General features: G+C 74.2%; 10 protein-coding genes. 4 read left to right on the top strand and 6 right to left on the bottom strand.

From position 1 onward, the window contains the following. Positions 1 to 52: 52 nt before the first annotated feature. The gene (locus ABIQ69_RS01540; protein WP_350348639.1) at positions 53 to 2,593 is read right to left on the bottom strand and encodes a rhamnogalacturonan lyase; all 2,541 of its coding nucleotides are present in this window, start codon (positions 2,591 to 2,593) and stop codon (positions 53 to 55) included. Between the two features lie 135 nt (positions 2,594 to 2,728). Here ABIQ69_RS01540 and ABIQ69_RS01535 point away from each other — a divergent pair, with 135 nt between their 5' ends. The 4 genes from ABIQ69_RS01535 (at position 2,729) to ABIQ69_RS01520 (ending at position 9,085) form a co-directional block, all read left to right on the top strand. Further along, positions 2,729 to 3,394 (top strand): metal-dependent transcriptional regulator, encoded by a 666-nt coding sequence (locus ABIQ69_RS01535; protein WP_350348638.1) that lies wholly within the window; start codon positions 2,729 to 2,731, stop codon positions 3,392 to 3,394. Positions 3,395 to 3,465: 71 nt separating this feature from the next. Continuing rightward, positions 3,466 to 5,316: an HSP90 family protein gene (locus ABIQ69_RS01530; protein WP_350348637.1), complete on the top strand. Its 1,851-nt coding sequence runs from the start codon at positions 3,466 to 3,468 to the stop codon at positions 5,314 to 5,316. Between the two features lie 51 nt (positions 5,317 to 5,367). Further along, complete coding sequence (locus tag ABIQ69_RS01525; protein ID WP_350348636.1) at positions 5,368 to 8,226, top strand: hypothetical protein; 2,859 nt, start codon at positions 5,368 to 5,370, stop codon at positions 8,224 to 8,226. Between the two features lie 61 nt (positions 8,227 to 8,287). Then, on the top strand, positions 8,288 to 9,085 hold the full coding sequence (locus ABIQ69_RS01520) for an HAD-IIA family hydrolase (protein WP_350348635.1): 798 nt from the start codon (positions 8,288 to 8,290) through the stop codon (positions 9,083 to 9,085). A gap of 16 nt (positions 9,086 to 9,101) precedes the next feature. On the opposite strand, the gene ABIQ69_RS01515 is transcribed toward ABIQ69_RS01520, so the two are convergent. From ABIQ69_RS01515 to pyrE, 5 genes are all read right to left on the bottom strand, one after another. Next, positions 9,102 to 9,740 carry a CoA pyrophosphatase gene (locus tag ABIQ69_RS01515; RefSeq protein ID WP_350350055.1) on the bottom strand — a complete coding sequence of 213 codons (639 nt, stop codon included), beginning with the start codon at positions 9,738 to 9,740 and terminating at the stop codon, positions 9,102 to 9,104. Between the two features lie 117 nt (positions 9,741 to 9,857). Then, positions 9,858 to 10,790 (bottom strand): nucleoside hydrolase, encoded by a 933-nt coding sequence (locus ABIQ69_RS01510; RefSeq protein ID WP_350348634.1) that lies wholly within the window; start codon positions 10,788 to 10,790, stop codon positions 9,858 to 9,860. Next, on the bottom strand, positions 10,787 to 11,770 hold the full coding sequence (locus ABIQ69_RS01505; protein ID WP_350348633.1) for a ribokinase: 984 nt from the start codon (positions 11,768 to 11,770) through the stop codon (positions 10,787 to 10,789). The genes ABIQ69_RS01510 and ABIQ69_RS01505 overlap by 4 nt, the downstream gene beginning before the upstream one ends. Beyond that, the gene (locus ABIQ69_RS01500) at positions 11,767 to 14,772 is read right to left on the bottom strand and encodes a septum formation family protein (RefSeq protein WP_350348632.1); all 3,006 of its coding nucleotides are present in this window, start codon (positions 14,770 to 14,772) and stop codon (positions 11,767 to 11,769) included. The genes ABIQ69_RS01505 and ABIQ69_RS01500 overlap by 4 nt, the downstream gene beginning before the upstream one ends. Beyond that, on the bottom strand, positions 14,772 to 15,347 hold the full coding sequence (pyrE, locus tag ABIQ69_RS01495; protein WP_350348631.1) for an orotate phosphoribosyltransferase: 576 nt from the start codon (positions 15,345 to 15,347) through the stop codon (positions 14,772 to 14,774). Before pyrE ends, ABIQ69_RS01500 begins: the two co-directional genes overlap by 1 nt. Positions 15,348 to 15,355 lie beyond the last annotated feature (8 nt).

Raw genomic sequence — 15,355 nt, 5'->3', positions numbered from 1 at the left:
GGGCGACCGGGGCGGTCGTCTCGGCCGGGCCGACCTCAGCCGGCCCGACGGTCTAGTCGGCGAACACGGTGGTCCACCGCCACGTCGCGCCGGCCGGGAACCGGTGCCACGCCTCCGGCACCGCGACGACGGTCGTCTCGCCGGTGACGCGCACCTTCGCGTTCGCGCTCGTCACGAGCTCGCCGTCGACGTACCAGTCGACGCCCTCGGTGCGCGGGAGCTGCACCTCGTCGTGCGCCGAGCCGGGCCGGTCTTTGAACCGCGGCTCGCCGGGCGCGACCTCGGCCGTGAGCACGGGCACGTTCGCGAAGTCGGTGTCGCTCGCCAAGTAGTACGACGGGTACGCGGGCTGGTTGTACGTCGTCTGCTGCCTGGCCGTCTCGGCCCGGTACTGCACGTCGTGCATGAGCGTGGGCAGCAGATGCGAGGTGGGCTCGGTCGAGACGTACACACGCATCGCGCTGGAGTCGGCGGTCCGCACGAGGAGCTCTTCGCGCCAGTCGCCGAGCACGTCGGCCACGAGCGACGGGTTGCCCTTCGTGCCGTTGTTCGTGAGGGTGCCGGCCGCGGTCAGCACCGTGCCGCGCGTCCAGTCGTCGATGGTCGGCGTCTGCGTGCCCGAGCCGTTGACGAGCTGTGTGGTGAGGTCGCCCGCCCAGCGGATCGACATGTTCGTGCCGGGCGTCGCGGCCGACAGCACGTCGCCCTGCGCCGACAGCAGGCCGGATGCCTCCGTGCCGCCCGGCATGCTCGACCACACCTCGACGCCGGGCACGTCGGCACGCACGTCGCCGATCATGCCACGGCCGGTGTCACGCCCGGAGTAGGCGCCGAAGAGCACCTCGCCCGTCGCGGCATCCCGCAGCGCCGTTCCGTACGGTGCCCCGGCCGCTCCCTCGTGCACGGTGAAGATCTCGAGACCGGGTCGCGCCGGGTCGATGTCGGTCACATGCATGGCGTCGCCGTGGCCGAGGCGCGCCTCGGTGCCGGCACCGGGGCTCTGCGGCGGCAGGGTGTCGAACGAGCTGTACTTCAGCGACCCGTCGTCGTCGATCGTGGCCGCGCCGTAGACGATCTCGTGACGGCCGTCGCCGTCGACGTCGGCCGCGCTCAGCGAGTGGAAGCCCTGCGTCGTGATGCTGCCGAACTCGGGGTCGGTGCCGTCGCGGCCGTGCGGGCCGTCGTTGAAGGGGTTCGTCAGCGGCACGTGGCCGGAGTCGACGAACCAGCGCGTCGTGAGGTGCTCGCCGTCCCAGTCGTAGGCGGCGATCGTCGAGCGCGTGTAGTAGCCGCGGGCGAAGACCGCCGACGGGTGCTCGCCGTCGAGGTAGGCCACTCCCGAGAGGAAGCGGTCGACGCGGTTGCCCGGCTCGATGCGGCTCATCGCGTAGTCGCCCCAGAGCAGGCCGTCGTCGCCGCGGCCCGGCTGATAGTCGACGGTCTCGAGCTCGCGCCCGGTCAGGCCGTCGAACACCGTGAGGTACTCGGGACCGTCGACGATGAAGCCCTCGAAGGCACCGAGCACGTTGCGCGCGCTCCGGCTCGGGGCGTACACGTCGATGAAGGTGGTGACGAGCTCCTCCGCGCTCTCGCGCGAGAGCGGGTACTCGTGCGCGACGGGCATCCCCCACGCCTCTTCGAGCGTCGCGGGCCATTCGCCCGAAACGACCTCGGGCCGGCTGCTCCAGCCCTCGAACACGTCGGCGAGGTGCGCCCGGAAGTCGGCGTTGCTCAGCCGGTAGTCGTCGGCGTGCGTCACGCCGGCGTCGACGTCGCGCTGCGGCAGCGTCACGTATTGCTCGGATTCCACGCCGCCGTCGGCCGCGTACGTCGTCGACTTCGTGCCGGGCGCGGTCTTCAGCATGAGCTCGCTGCGCCCGTCGCCGTCGAAGTCGTAGGCGAGGAACTGGGTGTAGTGCGCGCCGGCGCGGATGTTGACGCCGAGCGAGATGCGGTTCAGCAGCGTGCCGTCGAACTCGTAGGTGTCGAGGAAGACCTCGCCGGTGTAGCCGACCTGGGAGACGTCCTTCGAGTTCGACGGGTCCCACTTGACGATGAGCTCGTACGCGCCGTCGCCGTCGACGTCGGCCACTGAGGCGTCGTTCGCGGCGTACGTGTACGCCTCGCCCTTCGGGGTGACGCCGTCGGCGGGCCGCGTGAGCGGGATGTCGAGGAAGCCGGTGCCGGCCGTCGGCGTGGCGGCGGCCGAGGCGGCACCGGGGATGCCGTGCACGACGGGCGTCACGGTGTAGCTCGACGCGGCGGTGCCGTCGGGGTCGGCGAAGCTCGTGCGGTCGCTGACGGTCGCGATCTCCTCGCCGTCGCGGGCGACGACGAAGGCCGGACCGGCGACGCCGGTGGCGGTCGTGCCGGTGACCTCGGAGGCGAGCAGCCGCCAGCTGAGGAAGACGCCCTCGGTCGTCGAGACGGCGACGAGGCCGCGGTCGAGGCGTTCGAGCTGCGGGGTGCCTGCGGGCAGGACCTGCTCGGGGTCGGGCGGTGCGGCGAGCGCCGGCTGGGCCGTGCCCGCGAGGAGGCAGCCGGCCGCGGTGGCGGTCAGGAGCGCGCGGAACGGGCGGGATCGGAGATTCATCGTCGAATCCTCACTGGTCGGTACGGACGTGGGATAGCGCTTTCCGTGCAGGCACGACGCTAGCCCCCGTTCGAGGGCCGGTCAAGAGCCCGCTGCAACGTTTCACTTCGCCGGCCGCCCGATATCCTGAGGCCGATGCCAGCCGCACCCAGCCCCGCGATCGAGGACTACCTGAAGACGGTGTACGCGCACACCGAGTGGCAGTCCGACCCGATCACGCCCTCCGTCCTCGCCGGCAAGCTCGGGGTGGCGCCCTCGAGCGTCACCGAGATGGTGAAGAAGATGGCCGCCCAGGGGCTCGTGCAGCACGTGCCCTACGGCGCCGTCCGCCTCACCGACGCCGGGCGAGAACGCGCGCTCGCCGTGGTCCGGCGGCACCGCCTCATCGAGACCTGGCTCGTGCGCGAGATGGGCTACGGCTGGGACGAGGTGCACGACGAGGCTGAGGTGCTCGAGCACGCCGTGAGCGACCGCTTGCTCGAGGCCATCGACGACCGCCTCGGCCGGCCGGCGCGCGACCCACACGGCGACGCGATCCCCGCCGCCGACGGCAGCATCGCGAGCGAGCCCTTCCTGCTGCTCGCCGAGGCGCCGACGGGTCACGCCGGGCGGGTCATCCGCATCTCCGACCGCGATCCCGAGATCCTCCGCGATCTCGAGCGCGCGGCGATCGGGCCCGGCAGCGAGGTGCACGTCACGGATGTCTCGCCCGACGCCGTCTCGATCACGGTCGGCGACCGGGCCGGCGCAACCGTCGCCGTCTCGCCGGCGGCGGCGGCCGCCATCTGGGTGACCGCCTGAACCTCGACGGCCGCACGCGGCGTGACAGGATGAGACCCGGCGCGCCGTTCCCGACCCGCACCGAGAAGCGAATGACCTCACTCGATCAGACCCCTGAGACCCGCCCGTTCCTCGTCGACCTGCGCGGCGTGGTCGACCTGCTGAGCCGCCACATCTACTCCGGCCCGCAGGTCTACCTCCGCGAGCTGCTGCAGAACGGGCGCGACGCGATCGCCGCCCGCGCCGAGCTCGAGGGCCGGCAGGATCCGGCCTGGGGCATCCGCGTGATCCCGCCGACGCCCGGGGATCCCGCGTTCCGGTTCGAGGACGACGGCGTGGGGCTCACCGCCGACGAGGTCGGCGAGCTGCTCGCGACCGTCGGCCGCAGCTCGAAGCGCGACCTCTTCGACCTGCCGCGCGAGGGATTCCTCGGCCAATTCGGCATCGGCCTGCTGAGCTCGTTCATGATCGCCGACCGCATCGAGATCCGGTCGCGTTCGGCGCGGGGCGGCGACCCGGTGGAGTGGGTCGGCGACGCCGAGGGCACGTTCCGGGTGCGGGTGCTGAGCGGTGCGGAGGCCGAGCTTCCCGTCGGCACCACGGTGATCCTCCGGCCGCGGGCCGACGACGCCGAGCTCACGAGCGCGGCGACCGTGCTCGACCTCGCCCGGCGCTACGCCGGGTACCTCCCCGTGCCGATCCTCGTGGCGACCGGTCGCGGCGACTTCGAGCGCATCGACCGGCGCCCGGTCTTCGCCCTGACCGGCGATGACCGCCGGGCCGTGCGCGACGACCTCGACGTGCTCGGCCGAGCGGTCGTGGGTCAGACCCCGTTCGATGCGATCGAGCTGCACGCGCCGTCGACGGCGACCCGAGGCACCGCGTTCGTCCTCCCGTACGCGCCGGCGCCGGGCGCGCGCCAGGCGAACCGCGCCTACCTCGGCGGCATGCTCGTGAGCGAACGCGCCGACGAGCTGCTGCCCGACTGGGCGTTCTTCGTGCGCGCCGTCGTCGACTCGTCGGGCCTCCGGCCGACCGCGAGCCGCGAGCACCTCGTCGAGGACGACGCGCTCGAGCAGACCCGCGCCGAGCTCGGCGCCTCCGTGCGCGCGTGGGTCATGCGGCTCGGCCTCGAACAGCCGGCACGGCTCGCCGAGTTCGTGGCGATCCATCACCTCGGCCTGAAGGCGCTCGCCGTGCACGACGACGAGCTCGCCTCGATCATCACCCGGTGGCTCACCGTCGAGACCTCCGCCGGCACCATGACGATCGACGAGCTCGTCCGGCGGCACCCGCTGGTGCGCTACACCGAGACGGTCGACGAGTTCCGTCAGATCGCGGCCATCGCGGCATCCGACCGCCCCATCGTGAACGGCGGCTACGTCCACGAGGCCGACCTGCTGCGCCGGCTGCCGCTGCTCCACGAGGGCGTCCGGGTCGAGCGCGTGACCGTGTCGGGCGAGCTCGATTCGCTCGACGCCCCGCCGCTCGCCGAGCGCGACGACGCCATCGCGCTGGAGTCACGGGCGAACGCGGTGCTCGCCGACGTCGGGTGCGAGGTGGCCGTGCGCAGCTTCCGGCCCGACGACCTCGCGAGCCTCTACCTCGCCGATGCCGACGTGCTCCGCTCCATCGCGCGGGGCACCGCCCGAGAGGTCGCCGGAGCGCTGTGGAGCGGCGTCCTCGGCCGTATCGATCAGGCCATCGCCGACCGCTCGGGCGAGTCCGAGGCGCCGCCGCAGCGGCCCAAGCTGTGCCTGAACTGGGCGAGCCCGCTCGTGCGCACCCTCGCGGCCGCGACCGACGAGGCCGTCTTCGACCGCACGGTGCGGCTGCTCTACGTGCAGGCGCTGCTCGGCGGCCGAAGGCCCCTCCGGCATGCCGAGCGCGCGATGCTCACCGACGCCCTGACCGACCTCGTCCAGCTGAGCCTGGCTCGCTGAGCCCGCCCCGCTGACCCGGCCCCGCCCGAAACGCCCGACGAGAGGACCCCTGTGACCGAGGCATCCCGCATCGACGACCTGCTCGACCGCGCCGACGAACTCCCCTTCGGCCCGGAGGAGCGGGCGCTCCTCGACGAGGCGGTCGCGCTCGCGGCCGAGTCGGGCGACGAGGTGCGCGAGTATCGGGCGCGCATGCGCCTGACGAACTCGGCCAACATGACGGGCGACACCGACGCCCTGCTCAGCTCGTTCGCCTGGTGCGTCGGCAAGCACGACGAGGACCCGGCGCGGTTCCCGATCTCGCCCGACGACGGCACGGGCGCCGACCTGCTCTGGCAGTACAAGTGGATGGCCGGCACCCTGTCGGCCAGTCCCCTGTTCCCCGCCGAGCAGATCCGCGCGGTCCTCGAGGACATGCAGGCGCGGTACGAGCGGGCGGGCGTGGGCCTCAGCGGCGTGTGGATGGCCCGCTTCAACACCGCGCACGCGAACGGATGGCTCGACGAGGCGGCCGAGGCCTACCGGGTGCTGGCCGCAACGGAGCGCGACGAGTACAGCCACTGCGACGCCTGCGTGCGGAGCGCGAGCGCGGAGTACCTCGCCGAGATCGGCCGGACGGATGAGGCGATCGCCATGGTCGAGGAGCTCGTGGAGGGCGGGTTCACCTGCGGCGAGGAGCCCGAGCGGGCGCTCAGCGACGCCCTCCTGCCCTACCTGCGGGCGGGCCGTCTCGACGAGGCGCGCGCGTTCCACCTGCGGAGCTACCGCGACGCCCGCGGCAACGCCGACAACCTCGGCATCATCGCGAACCACCTCGAGTTCTGCGCGATCACCCGCAACGAGGCCCGCGGACTCGCGCTGCTCGAGCGCCACCTCGGGTGGCTGGCACACGACCCGCTGAACCAGCGCGGCCACGTCTCGGCCCTCGCGGCGGCGGGGCTGCTGCTCGACCAGGTCGTGCGTGCGGGTCACGGCGACACCCTGGTGCGCGGGGCGGATGCCTCCGAACTGGTCGCCTTCCTCGGCGAGCACGACGGCCCGTGGACGGCCGCTGAGCTCGCACCGGTCGTGTGGGCGGCCGCGGAGCGCATCGGCGCGGCGTTCGACGCCCGCAACGGCAACCGGTACATCGCCGAGCGGATCGAGGCGACCCGGCGACTGGCCGAGGAGCACTACGACGTGCCGCTCGCCGCAGAGGGCTTCGCGCCGCGGCCCGTCTCCGAGGCGCCCGTCGAGCCCACGACCGCGGAGGGCTGGGTCGCGGCCGCCCGCGAGCGGATCGATCTCGGCGACCACGACGGCGCCCTCGCCGCGGTCGCCCGAGGGCTCGCGCTGATCGAGGAGGGCGACACCCGGACGGCGCTCGACCTCGGCTCGCTGCGCCTCGTCGCGCTCGTCGCCGGGGGTGCGGTCGAGGAGGCCGCCGCCGCGCTGCCCGAGCGGATCGAGGCGCTCCGTGCCGCGGGCCGGAGCCTGCAGGCCGACGTCGAGGAGACGCTCGGACTCCAGCTGCACGGCATCGCGACGGCCGACGACCTGCCCGCCCTCGATGCGGCCCGTGCACGCGTCCTCGCCGCCGCGACGTCCGGTGCCGCTGGCCCGGATGCCGCGCGCACCGCGGTCGACCTCGCGCACACCACCGCGATGGTCCACGTGAAGGACCGCGAGCTCGCCGACGCCACCGCCGCCGCGGAGGCGGCGGTCGCGATGCTCGACGGCATCGACGACGACGACCTCGCCGAGGCGACCCGGTACGTCGCGGCGATGCTGCGTGCGGAGGGTGAGGAGCCCGCGACGGCGGGTCCGCTGCTCGACGCGATCCTCGATGCGCCGTCGCCGAACCGGGTGCGCCAGGCCGACGCACTGCGCCTGCGTGCACGCCTGCTCGCCGGTTCCGGCGAGTTCGAGTCCGCGCACGCCGACGCCGAGCGGGCCATCGAGCTCGAGCTCGCCCTGGGCGAGCGCGACCGCGTGATCGGCGCCTGCCAGCTCTCGGCCGCCATCCTCGACGATCTGGGCCGCCACGACGACGCCATCGCGCGCCTTCGCCTCGCCGTCCACCACGCCGAGCTCGCCGAGTCGCTGCAGCTGCTCGGGCTGCGCTACGGCGTCGCCCGGCAGCTGGGCCGGGCCGGACGCGCCGACGAGGCGATCGAGATCCTGCAGTCGGTGTACGAGCAGGAGGAGGCCGCGGGCGCCCACCCGGCCGCACGCGGCGAGACGCTGCACCTGCTCGGCAACGCGTTCCGCGCGACGGGCGAAGCGGGCTCCGCCGCCGGCGCCTGGTACACCGCCGCCGACCTGTTCGAGGAGGGCGAGGCGTGGCCGGGAGCCGTCGCGGTGCTCGTGGACCTCGGCCGACTCCACCTCGAACTCGAGTACGTCGACGAGGCGGTCGAGCTGTTCGAACGCGCCGTCGCCGACGCGCGCCGCGCGCCCGAGGCGGTCGGCTCCCTCGCCGACGCGCTGCACCTGCTCGGCCGTGCCCAGGGCGAGGCGGGCCGCGAGGACTCGCTGGCCACGCTCGACGAGGTGGCCGCCCTCGCCGAGGAGCACGACGCCGACTGGCTCGCCGCCGACATCACCGACTCGCGCGCGCGTGCGCTGGCGAGCCTCGGCCGACTCGACGAGGCGGTCGCCGCGGCGCTCGTCGCGGCCGAGCGGTTCGAGCAGGCCGGTGCGGCCGGACCCGCCGGCGGCTCGATGCTCTTCGCCGGCCGCGTGCTGCAGAGCGCGTCGCGCCACGACGAGGCCGCCGTCCTGTTGGGTCAGGCGACCGAGCGGTTCACCGGCGAGACGGGAGCCGAGGGGGCGCTCGCGGTCGCCAGGATGACGCTCGCGGACTCGCTCGACATCCTCGGCCGACCGTCGGAGGCGGCCGAGCAGCGGTCCCTCGCCGAGCAGGGGTGAGCGGATGGCCGAGCGGATGACCGGACGTCGCACGCCGCCGACCGCCTCTACGCTGGAGGGCATGGGACGACGTGACGAGGTCGAGTGCTGGCTGACCGACATGGACGGCGTGCTCGTCCATGAGAACCATGCGCTGCCCGGGGCATCCGAACTGCTCCAGCAGTGGGAGGACGCCGGCACGCCCTACCTCGTGCTCACGAACAACTCGATCTTCACGGCGCGCGATCTGTCGGCGCGGCTGCGCGCCTCGGGTCTGCACGTGCCCGAGGACCGCATCTGGACGTCGGCGCTCGCGACCGCGGACTTCCTGAAGCAGCAGGTGCCGGGCGGCTCGGCGTTCGTGATCGGCGAGGCGGGCATCCTCACCGCCCTGCACGAGGCCGGGTACATCATGACCGAGACGAACCCCGACTTCGTGGTCGTCGGCGAGACCCGCAACTACTCGTTCGAGGCGATCACGAAGGCGATCCGCCTGATCGACGCCGGCGCGCGATTCATCGTCACGAATCCGGATGCCACGGGCCCGAGCGCCGACGGACCGCTGCCGGCGACCGGCGCGATCGCCGCGCTCATCACCAAGGCCACCGGCAAGGAGCCCTACGTCGTCGGCAAGCCGAACCCGATGATGTTCCGCTCGGCGCTGAACAAGATCGGGGCGCACTCCGAGAACACGGCGATGATCGGCGACCGCATGGACACCGACATCGTCGCGGGCATCGAGGCGGGACTGCACACCGTGCTGGTGCTCTCGGGCATCAGCGACGAGCGCGAGATCCAGCGCTACCCCTTCCGCCCCGACGAGGTACTGAAGGGCGTCTTCGAGCTGGTGGCCGCGGAGCCGGCCGAGACCGAGCTCTAGCCGCGACGGCCGCCGCTCACGGCGCGAGGTCGAGTTCGCGCGAGTCGTCCCACGGCTCGGTCCAGCCGAGCCGGTCGAAGAGCACGTCGAGCACCATCGCCGTGAACCCCCATACGAGGTGCTCCCCCGCGGGGCCGCGCACGAGGAATCCGGGTCCGCGCCACTCCTGCCCGTCTCGGCGGAGGACCGTGGTGCGCCGGTTCCGCGGGTCGAGGAGGTCGGCGACCGGGGTGCGGAAGACGTCGGCGGACTCCGCGACATCCACGACCCTGACGGGCGACGGCTGCCGCCACCAGCCGATGACCGGCGTGACCAGGTGCTGGGAGTACGGCAGCGGCAGCTCGTCGAGCGTGCCGAGCACGTCGACGCCGGCGGGGTCGAGCCCGGTCTCCTCCTCGGCCTCGCGCAGCGCCGCGCCGATGGGGCCGTCATCGCCCGGGTCGATGCGGCCGCCGGGGAAGGCGACCTGACCCGCGTGGGCGCGGAGCGTCGCCGCGCGGGCGAGCAGCAGCACGTCGAGGTCGCGCGACACCGCCCGCGACTGCGCCGCGTGGTCGCTCGGCAACCGGTCGAGGACCCCGAAGAGCAGCAGCACCGCGGCGGGACGTGCGTCGGGCTCGCCGGGCCCGCCGCCCGGCGCCCACTCGTCGAACACGCCGGTGCGGCTCACGAGGGCCTCGAGCTGTCGTCTCGCCGTCGTGGCGGCGCCGATCGTCCGGTCTCCCACGCTTCGAGGCTACGCCGTCGCGGGGAATCGGCGGCCTCGGGCCGGTCAGGCCAGGCGCGCCAGCGCGGTCTCGACGAGGCGCCAGAACCGGTCGACGTCGAGGCCGACCGCGACGTGGGCGTTCGGCTCGCGGGCGAGCATGCCGTCGAGATCGACGACGGTGGCGCCGACCGTCTCGGTGCCGACGAGCTCGACGTCGAGCCGGGTCCGCACGACCTCGACGCAGCCGGGGTCGGCCAGCACGGCGACCGCGACCGGATCGTGCAGCGGCCCGTCGGGCAGGCCGAACACCTCGTCGTTCGTTCGGCAGAAGAACTCCAGCAGCTCGTCGCCGAATGCCGCGGTGCGCGTCGCCGGTGCGGCGAGGCGCTCGCGCACCTCCGCCGTCACGAGCGCCCGATGCGTCACGTTCAGCCCGACCATCGTGAAGGGCACGCCGCTGCGCAGCACGAGATCGAGCGCCTCGGGGTCTACCCACGCGTTGAACTCCGCGTACGGGGTGACGTTGCCGCGCTCCGTCGAGCCGCCCATCCACACGATCTCGTGGATGCGCCCCGCGACGTCGGGCCGGTCGCGCAGCAGGATCGCGACGTTCGTGATCGGGCCCGTCGCGATGACGGCGACGGGTTCGGATGCCTCGGCGATGACGTCGGCCATCAGCTCGGTCGCACCCCGTGGGTCGAGCGGGAACGCGGGCTCGGGCAGCTCGGGCCCGCCGAGGCCGTTCTCCCCGTGGATCCACTCCGCGGTCGACAGCTCACGGGTCATCGGACCGGCGGCACCGGCGGCGACCGGGACGCCCGTCGCGCCCGCGACCGTGAGGGCGATGCGCGCGTTCCGGCTGGTGTGCTCGAGCGGCACGTTGCCGCCGACGGTCGTCACCGCCAGGAGATCGAGTGCCGGATGCCCCGCAGCCAGCCAGAGGGCGAAGACGTCGTCGTGCCCGGGGTCGCAGTCGATGATGACGGGCAGGGTCATGCGGTCTCCTCACCGGCGGGCGACTCGACGGCCTGGAGCGTCGCGGCTGCGTCGATCACGCGTTCCCTCGGCGCGTAGGAGTCGACCGTGCCCCGCGCCTGCACGGCGAGGGATGCCGCGGCGACGGCGTGGCGCACCGCGTCGGGGAGACCGCGCCCCTCGGCGAGGAACGCGGTGAGCGTTCCGGTGAACCCGTCGCCCGCACCCGTCGTGTCGACCGCGACGACGGTCGGGGCGGCGACCGCGAGCCGCACGTCGCCGGCGCGGCCGTCGGCGCCGGACACGGCGATCGCGCCGGCGGCGCCGAGGGTCACGACGATCGACCTCGCGAGCCCCCGCGAGACGGCGAGCTCGGCGGCGTGGAGCCAGGCGTCGAGCCCAGGTGAGTCGCCGGCGGCGATGCCGACCGTACGCGCCTCGTGCTCGTTCACGATCAGCGGGTCTGCGATGGCGAGCGTCGCCGAGGCGACGGCGACCGGCGGCGCCAGATTCAGCACGAAGCGAGTGCCCGCGGCGGCGGCCAGTTCCGCGATGCGGTCGATCGCCGGCACCGGCAGCTCGCCCTGCGTGAGCACCGCATCGGCGGCGCCGATCCGCTCGGCCAGCGCATCGAGCTCCGCCGCCGTCCAGTCGAGGTTCGCCCCGCCCGCGACGACCACGGTGTTCTCGCCGGACGCGGCGACCGTGATGAGGGCGACGCCGGTCGCGGCATCCGTCGCTCGCTGCACGCCGGCCGTCTCGAGGCCGAGCCGCCCGAGCGTGGTGAGTGCCAGTGCCCCGTTCGCGTCGTCGCCGACCCTGGCGATCAGCTCGACGCGGCCGCCCGCCGCATGTGCGGCCACCGCCTGATTGGCTCCCTTGCCGCCGAGCGCGAGCTGGAACCCGTGGGCGGTGATGGTCTCCCCCGGCGCCGCGAAGTCGGCGACGTACGCGGTCGCATCGACGTTCAGCGAGCCGATGACGACGACGCGCCCGCTCATGCCGCCGGGCCGGGGCCCTGCAGCGAGCCGGTGAGCGGTTCGCCGCCCGCCCGGTTCACGAAGCAGTAGTACGTGCGCGAACCCGCGGCCCACTGCGGCTCGACCGGGAACGAGCCCTGCACCTGCAGGTCGTTCGCGCCGGCCGCGGCGGTGACGTCGATCACGCCGGCCGCGGTGCAGTTCGCGTTGGTCTGCGCGCCGAGCTCGGCCTCGCCGGGGAACGCCGCTGCGGCGTCGGCGGCGAACGTCCCGCGGTAGACGAGCTGCGCCGCGTGCGGTGCTGCGCAGTCGACGACCGTGAACTCCTCCTGCCACGGGTCGACGTACCCGTCGATGCACTCGCCGCCGAAGAGCGTGTCCCACGCGTGCACGCCGGGCGGCTGCATGGCCGTGGGCACCGGCACCGGGGTGTCGCTCGGCGTCTCGGAGCGCGATGCCGACGGCGTGCCGGCCTCCCCGCCGCCCGCGAGCTGCGTGCCGAAGAAGAAGAGCCCAACGACCACGAGCACCGCGACCAGGCCGCCGGCCACCCAGGCGAGCGTCTTCACGACGCGGTCGCCCGATGAGCGTCCGGAGCCGGAGCCACCGCCGCCCGGAGGGCGACCCGAACCGCCGGAGCCCGCCGAGCCGCCCTGGCGCCCTGAGCCGCCGGATCCACCCGAGCCTCCCGGTCGTCCACCGTCGGCGTACCCGGCGGAGCCGGGCCGCCCCGCGGGAGCGGCCTGTGCGCGCGGCGTCGCCGAGCGGCCGCCGTCCGCGGCCGCAACCACCGCCGCCCCGCCGAACAGCGAGGCGAACTGGTCGGCGTCGGCACCGGGCTCGTCGACCCGGTCGAACGGCGCGGTCGGCGTCGAGATCTGCCAGTCGTCGGCACTCGTCCGCGTCTCGGGCGCGAAGCCGGGTTCCTCGGCCGACGCGAGCCAGCTCCGCCGCGCGGCGGGCGCGTCAGACCCGGCGGACGCGTCGTCGGCATCGTCGTCGAGCTCGGCCTTGGGGTCGGGCGCGAGCGGGTTCGGTGTGATGTTCCACACGTACCCGGGCTCGGCGAGCTCGTCGTCGGCGTCGAAGTCGGGCTCGGCGAGCTCGTCCTCGGCCGCACGCCCGCGGCCGAAGAAGCGGCCCCGGATGCCGCGCTCCGGCTCATCCTCGTCGGAGTCGTCGCCATCGGTTTGCTGGTCGAAACCGAGCTCGTCGACGAAGCCGAGGGCCGTGAAATCGGCATTCGACGGCGGCTCGGCGGGCGGCGGCACCGGCGCACCGGGGTCGACCGCTGCGCCCTGCCGCCCGCCGAGCGCGGCGAGCAGGTCGTCGACGGGCGCCTCGCGCTCGGGGTCGGATGCCTCGTCCTCGGGCTCGTCCCAGCGGACCGAGGCGAAGGCGGGGAACGGCGCGCGCGGCCGCGGCGCTTCCGCCTCGGGAGCCGACGCGCCAGGCGCCCCGGGCGGGATGAAGCCCGCCGGCGGGAGCCCGTCGGCCATGGCGTGCGCACGGGCCTCGCCCCCGGGCCCCCGAACCTCGAGGAACGGGAAGGACGGGTCGACCTCGTCGTAGTCGGAACGGAGTCCCTCCGTCTCGCGGCGCGCGACGTGCGGCGGCTCGGTGTGCGACTGCTCGACCTGCTGGGCTTCGGCGTACGACGCCGGCTCGGCGATCTGCGGCGAGCCGTACGCGAACGGGTCGTCGTATCGCTGCGGTTCCACGTGCTGTTGCGGGTACTCGTACGCGGGTTCGTACGCCTGCGGCTGCTCGTAGGCCTGCGGCTCGGCGTACTGCTGCGGGTATTGGTGCGCGGGCTCATGCTGCTGCGGCTCGGCGTACTGCTGCGGGTACTCGGACGCGGGCTCGTACTGCTGCGGCTCGGCGTACTGCTGGGGCTCCGCGTACTGCGGGGGCTCCGCGTACTGCGGCGCCTCGGCGGGCCGCACCTCAGGATCGAATGACGCGGGAGCGGGGTAGGCCTGCGGCGTGGCCGCGGGCGGCGCGGGCTCGGACTCGACGAGCGCCGACCAGAGCTCGGCACCGTAGTCGTCGACCACGGGTGGGCGACCCGCGGGCTCCGCCGGAAGCGGAGTGAACGACTGGCGTGCGACCGGCGGCGGGGTGAATCCCGCGAACGGCGAGACGTCTGGCTCGGGCTCGGGCGGCAGCTGCGGTGCGGGTGCGAATGCGGCGGGCTCGGCGGGGAACTCGGGCGCAGGCGCAGGCGCAGGCGGCTCGACGTGACCCGACGGCTGCGACACCTGCTCCCACGGCTGCGCCACCTGGTCCGGCGTCTGCGGCGCCGGGGCCGACGGCTGCGAGAGCTGCGCGAATGCGGCGCGGAGCGCCTGCTCGGAGTCGAGCGCGGAGTCGCCCCACGTGAGCGCGAACGGGGCCGTGGGCGTGACCGGCCCGGGCGGAGGCACGGGAGGCACGGGTGCGCCCGCGCCGGCCGTGAACGCGCCGGCGCCCGGGACGAGTCCGGCGGGCGGGACAGCGGGCGGCATCGCGGCGGGCGGCATCCCCGAGGGCGGCGGTGCCCAGGCCTCGGCAGCGGGAGCGGCCGGAGCCGGTGCTTCCGCGGGCGGCGGCACGGCCGTCGGCCGGGCGAACTGCTGAAGCTGCTCGAACGGCTGGTCGACCCGCTGCAGCTCATCCGCGGCCGGCGTGAGCATCGGACCGCCGATGACCGGCATCGCGCGGGTCGCCGGCCCTGCCTCCTCGACTGCCGGCGGCTGGGTGACGACGGCCTCGGCGAGCGAGAACCAGTCGAGGACCTCTTCGTGCCGGGGCGCCGGCTCGACCGATCGCTCAGCACGCGGCGCCGACGGCGCGGACTGCGGCGGCACCGGGTAGGGCCCCGGCGAGGCGGGGAACGCGGCCGGCGGCTGCGCGAACCCGGGATCGGCGACGGGCGTCGGCGAGGTCGGCGATGCGGATGCCCCGCCGCGGGCCAGCTCGCCCAGCAGCCAGTCGGCTCCGTCCTCGTCGAACCCCGCGTCTCGCCTGTCGCCCGTGCGCATCAGGCCAGTCCCAGGTCTTCCAGCCCGATGGCGTACAGGTAGGGAACGCCCTCGGCCTCGATCACCTCGCGCGCACCGGTCGCCCGGTCGACGACGACCGCGACCGCCACGACCTCGGCGCCGACCTTGCGGAGCGCCTCGATCGCCTTCAGCGGCGATCCGCCCGTGGTGGAGGTGTCTTCGAGCACGATGACGCGCTTGCCCGCGACATCCGGCCCCTCGACCTGCTTGCCGCGACCGTGGTCTTTCGGCTCCTTGCGCACGACGAACGCGTCGTACGCGAGCCCGCGCGCGGCGCCCTGGTGCAGGATCGCGGCGGCGATGGGGTCGGCGCCCATCGTCATGCCGCCGACGGCGGCGACGTCGGGCACGTCGGCGATGAGGTCGAGCATGACCTGCCCGATGAGGGGGGCCACCCGGTGGTCGAGGCTCACCTTGCGGAGGTCGACGTAGTAGGACGCCTTCTTGCCGCTCGTGAGCGTGAAGTCGCCGTGGAACACCGCCTCCGCGGCGATGTGGTCGATGAGCTGTCGGCGCACGTCGGCGGCGTCGCCCCGGGGGTCTCGCTGGGTCACGCGTCGAG

Source organism: Agromyces sp. G08B096, assembly GCF_040267705.1.
Taxonomy (GTDB): Bacteria; Actinomycetota; Actinomycetes; order Actinomycetales; family Microbacteriaceae; genus Agromyces.
Note: the sequence above shows the minus strand (reverse complement) of the source record. Positions and strands in the feature narration are given on the sequence as shown.

Bases quoted from the DNA above. Each gene is read 5' to 3' on its own strand.
- ABIQ69_RS01540 (WP_350348639.1), bottom strand. From the start codon at position 2,593: ATGAATCTCCGATCCCGCCCGTTCCGCGCGCTCCTGACCGCCACCGCG.
- ABIQ69_RS01535 (WP_350348638.1), top strand. From the start codon at position 2,729: ATGCCAGCCGCACCCAGCCCCGCGATCGAGGACTACCTGAAGACGGTG.
- ABIQ69_RS01530 (WP_350348637.1), top strand. From the start codon at position 3,466: ATGACCTCACTCGATCAGACCCCTGAGACCCGCCCGTTCCTCGTCGAC.
- ABIQ69_RS01520 (WP_350348635.1), top strand. From the start codon at position 8,288: ATGGGACGACGTGACGAGGTCGAGTGCTGGCTGACCGACATGGACGGC.
- ABIQ69_RS01510 (WP_350348634.1), bottom strand. From the start codon at position 10,790: ATGACCCTGCCCGTCATCATCGACTGCGACCCCGGGCACGACGACGTC.
- ABIQ69_RS01505 (WP_350348633.1), bottom strand. From the start codon at position 11,770: ATGAGCGGGCGCGTCGTCGTCATCGGCTCGCTGAACGTCGATGCGACC.
- ABIQ69_RS01500 (WP_350348632.1), bottom strand. From the start codon at position 14,772: ATGCGCACGGGCGACAGGCGAGACGCGGGGTTCGACGAGGACGGAGCC.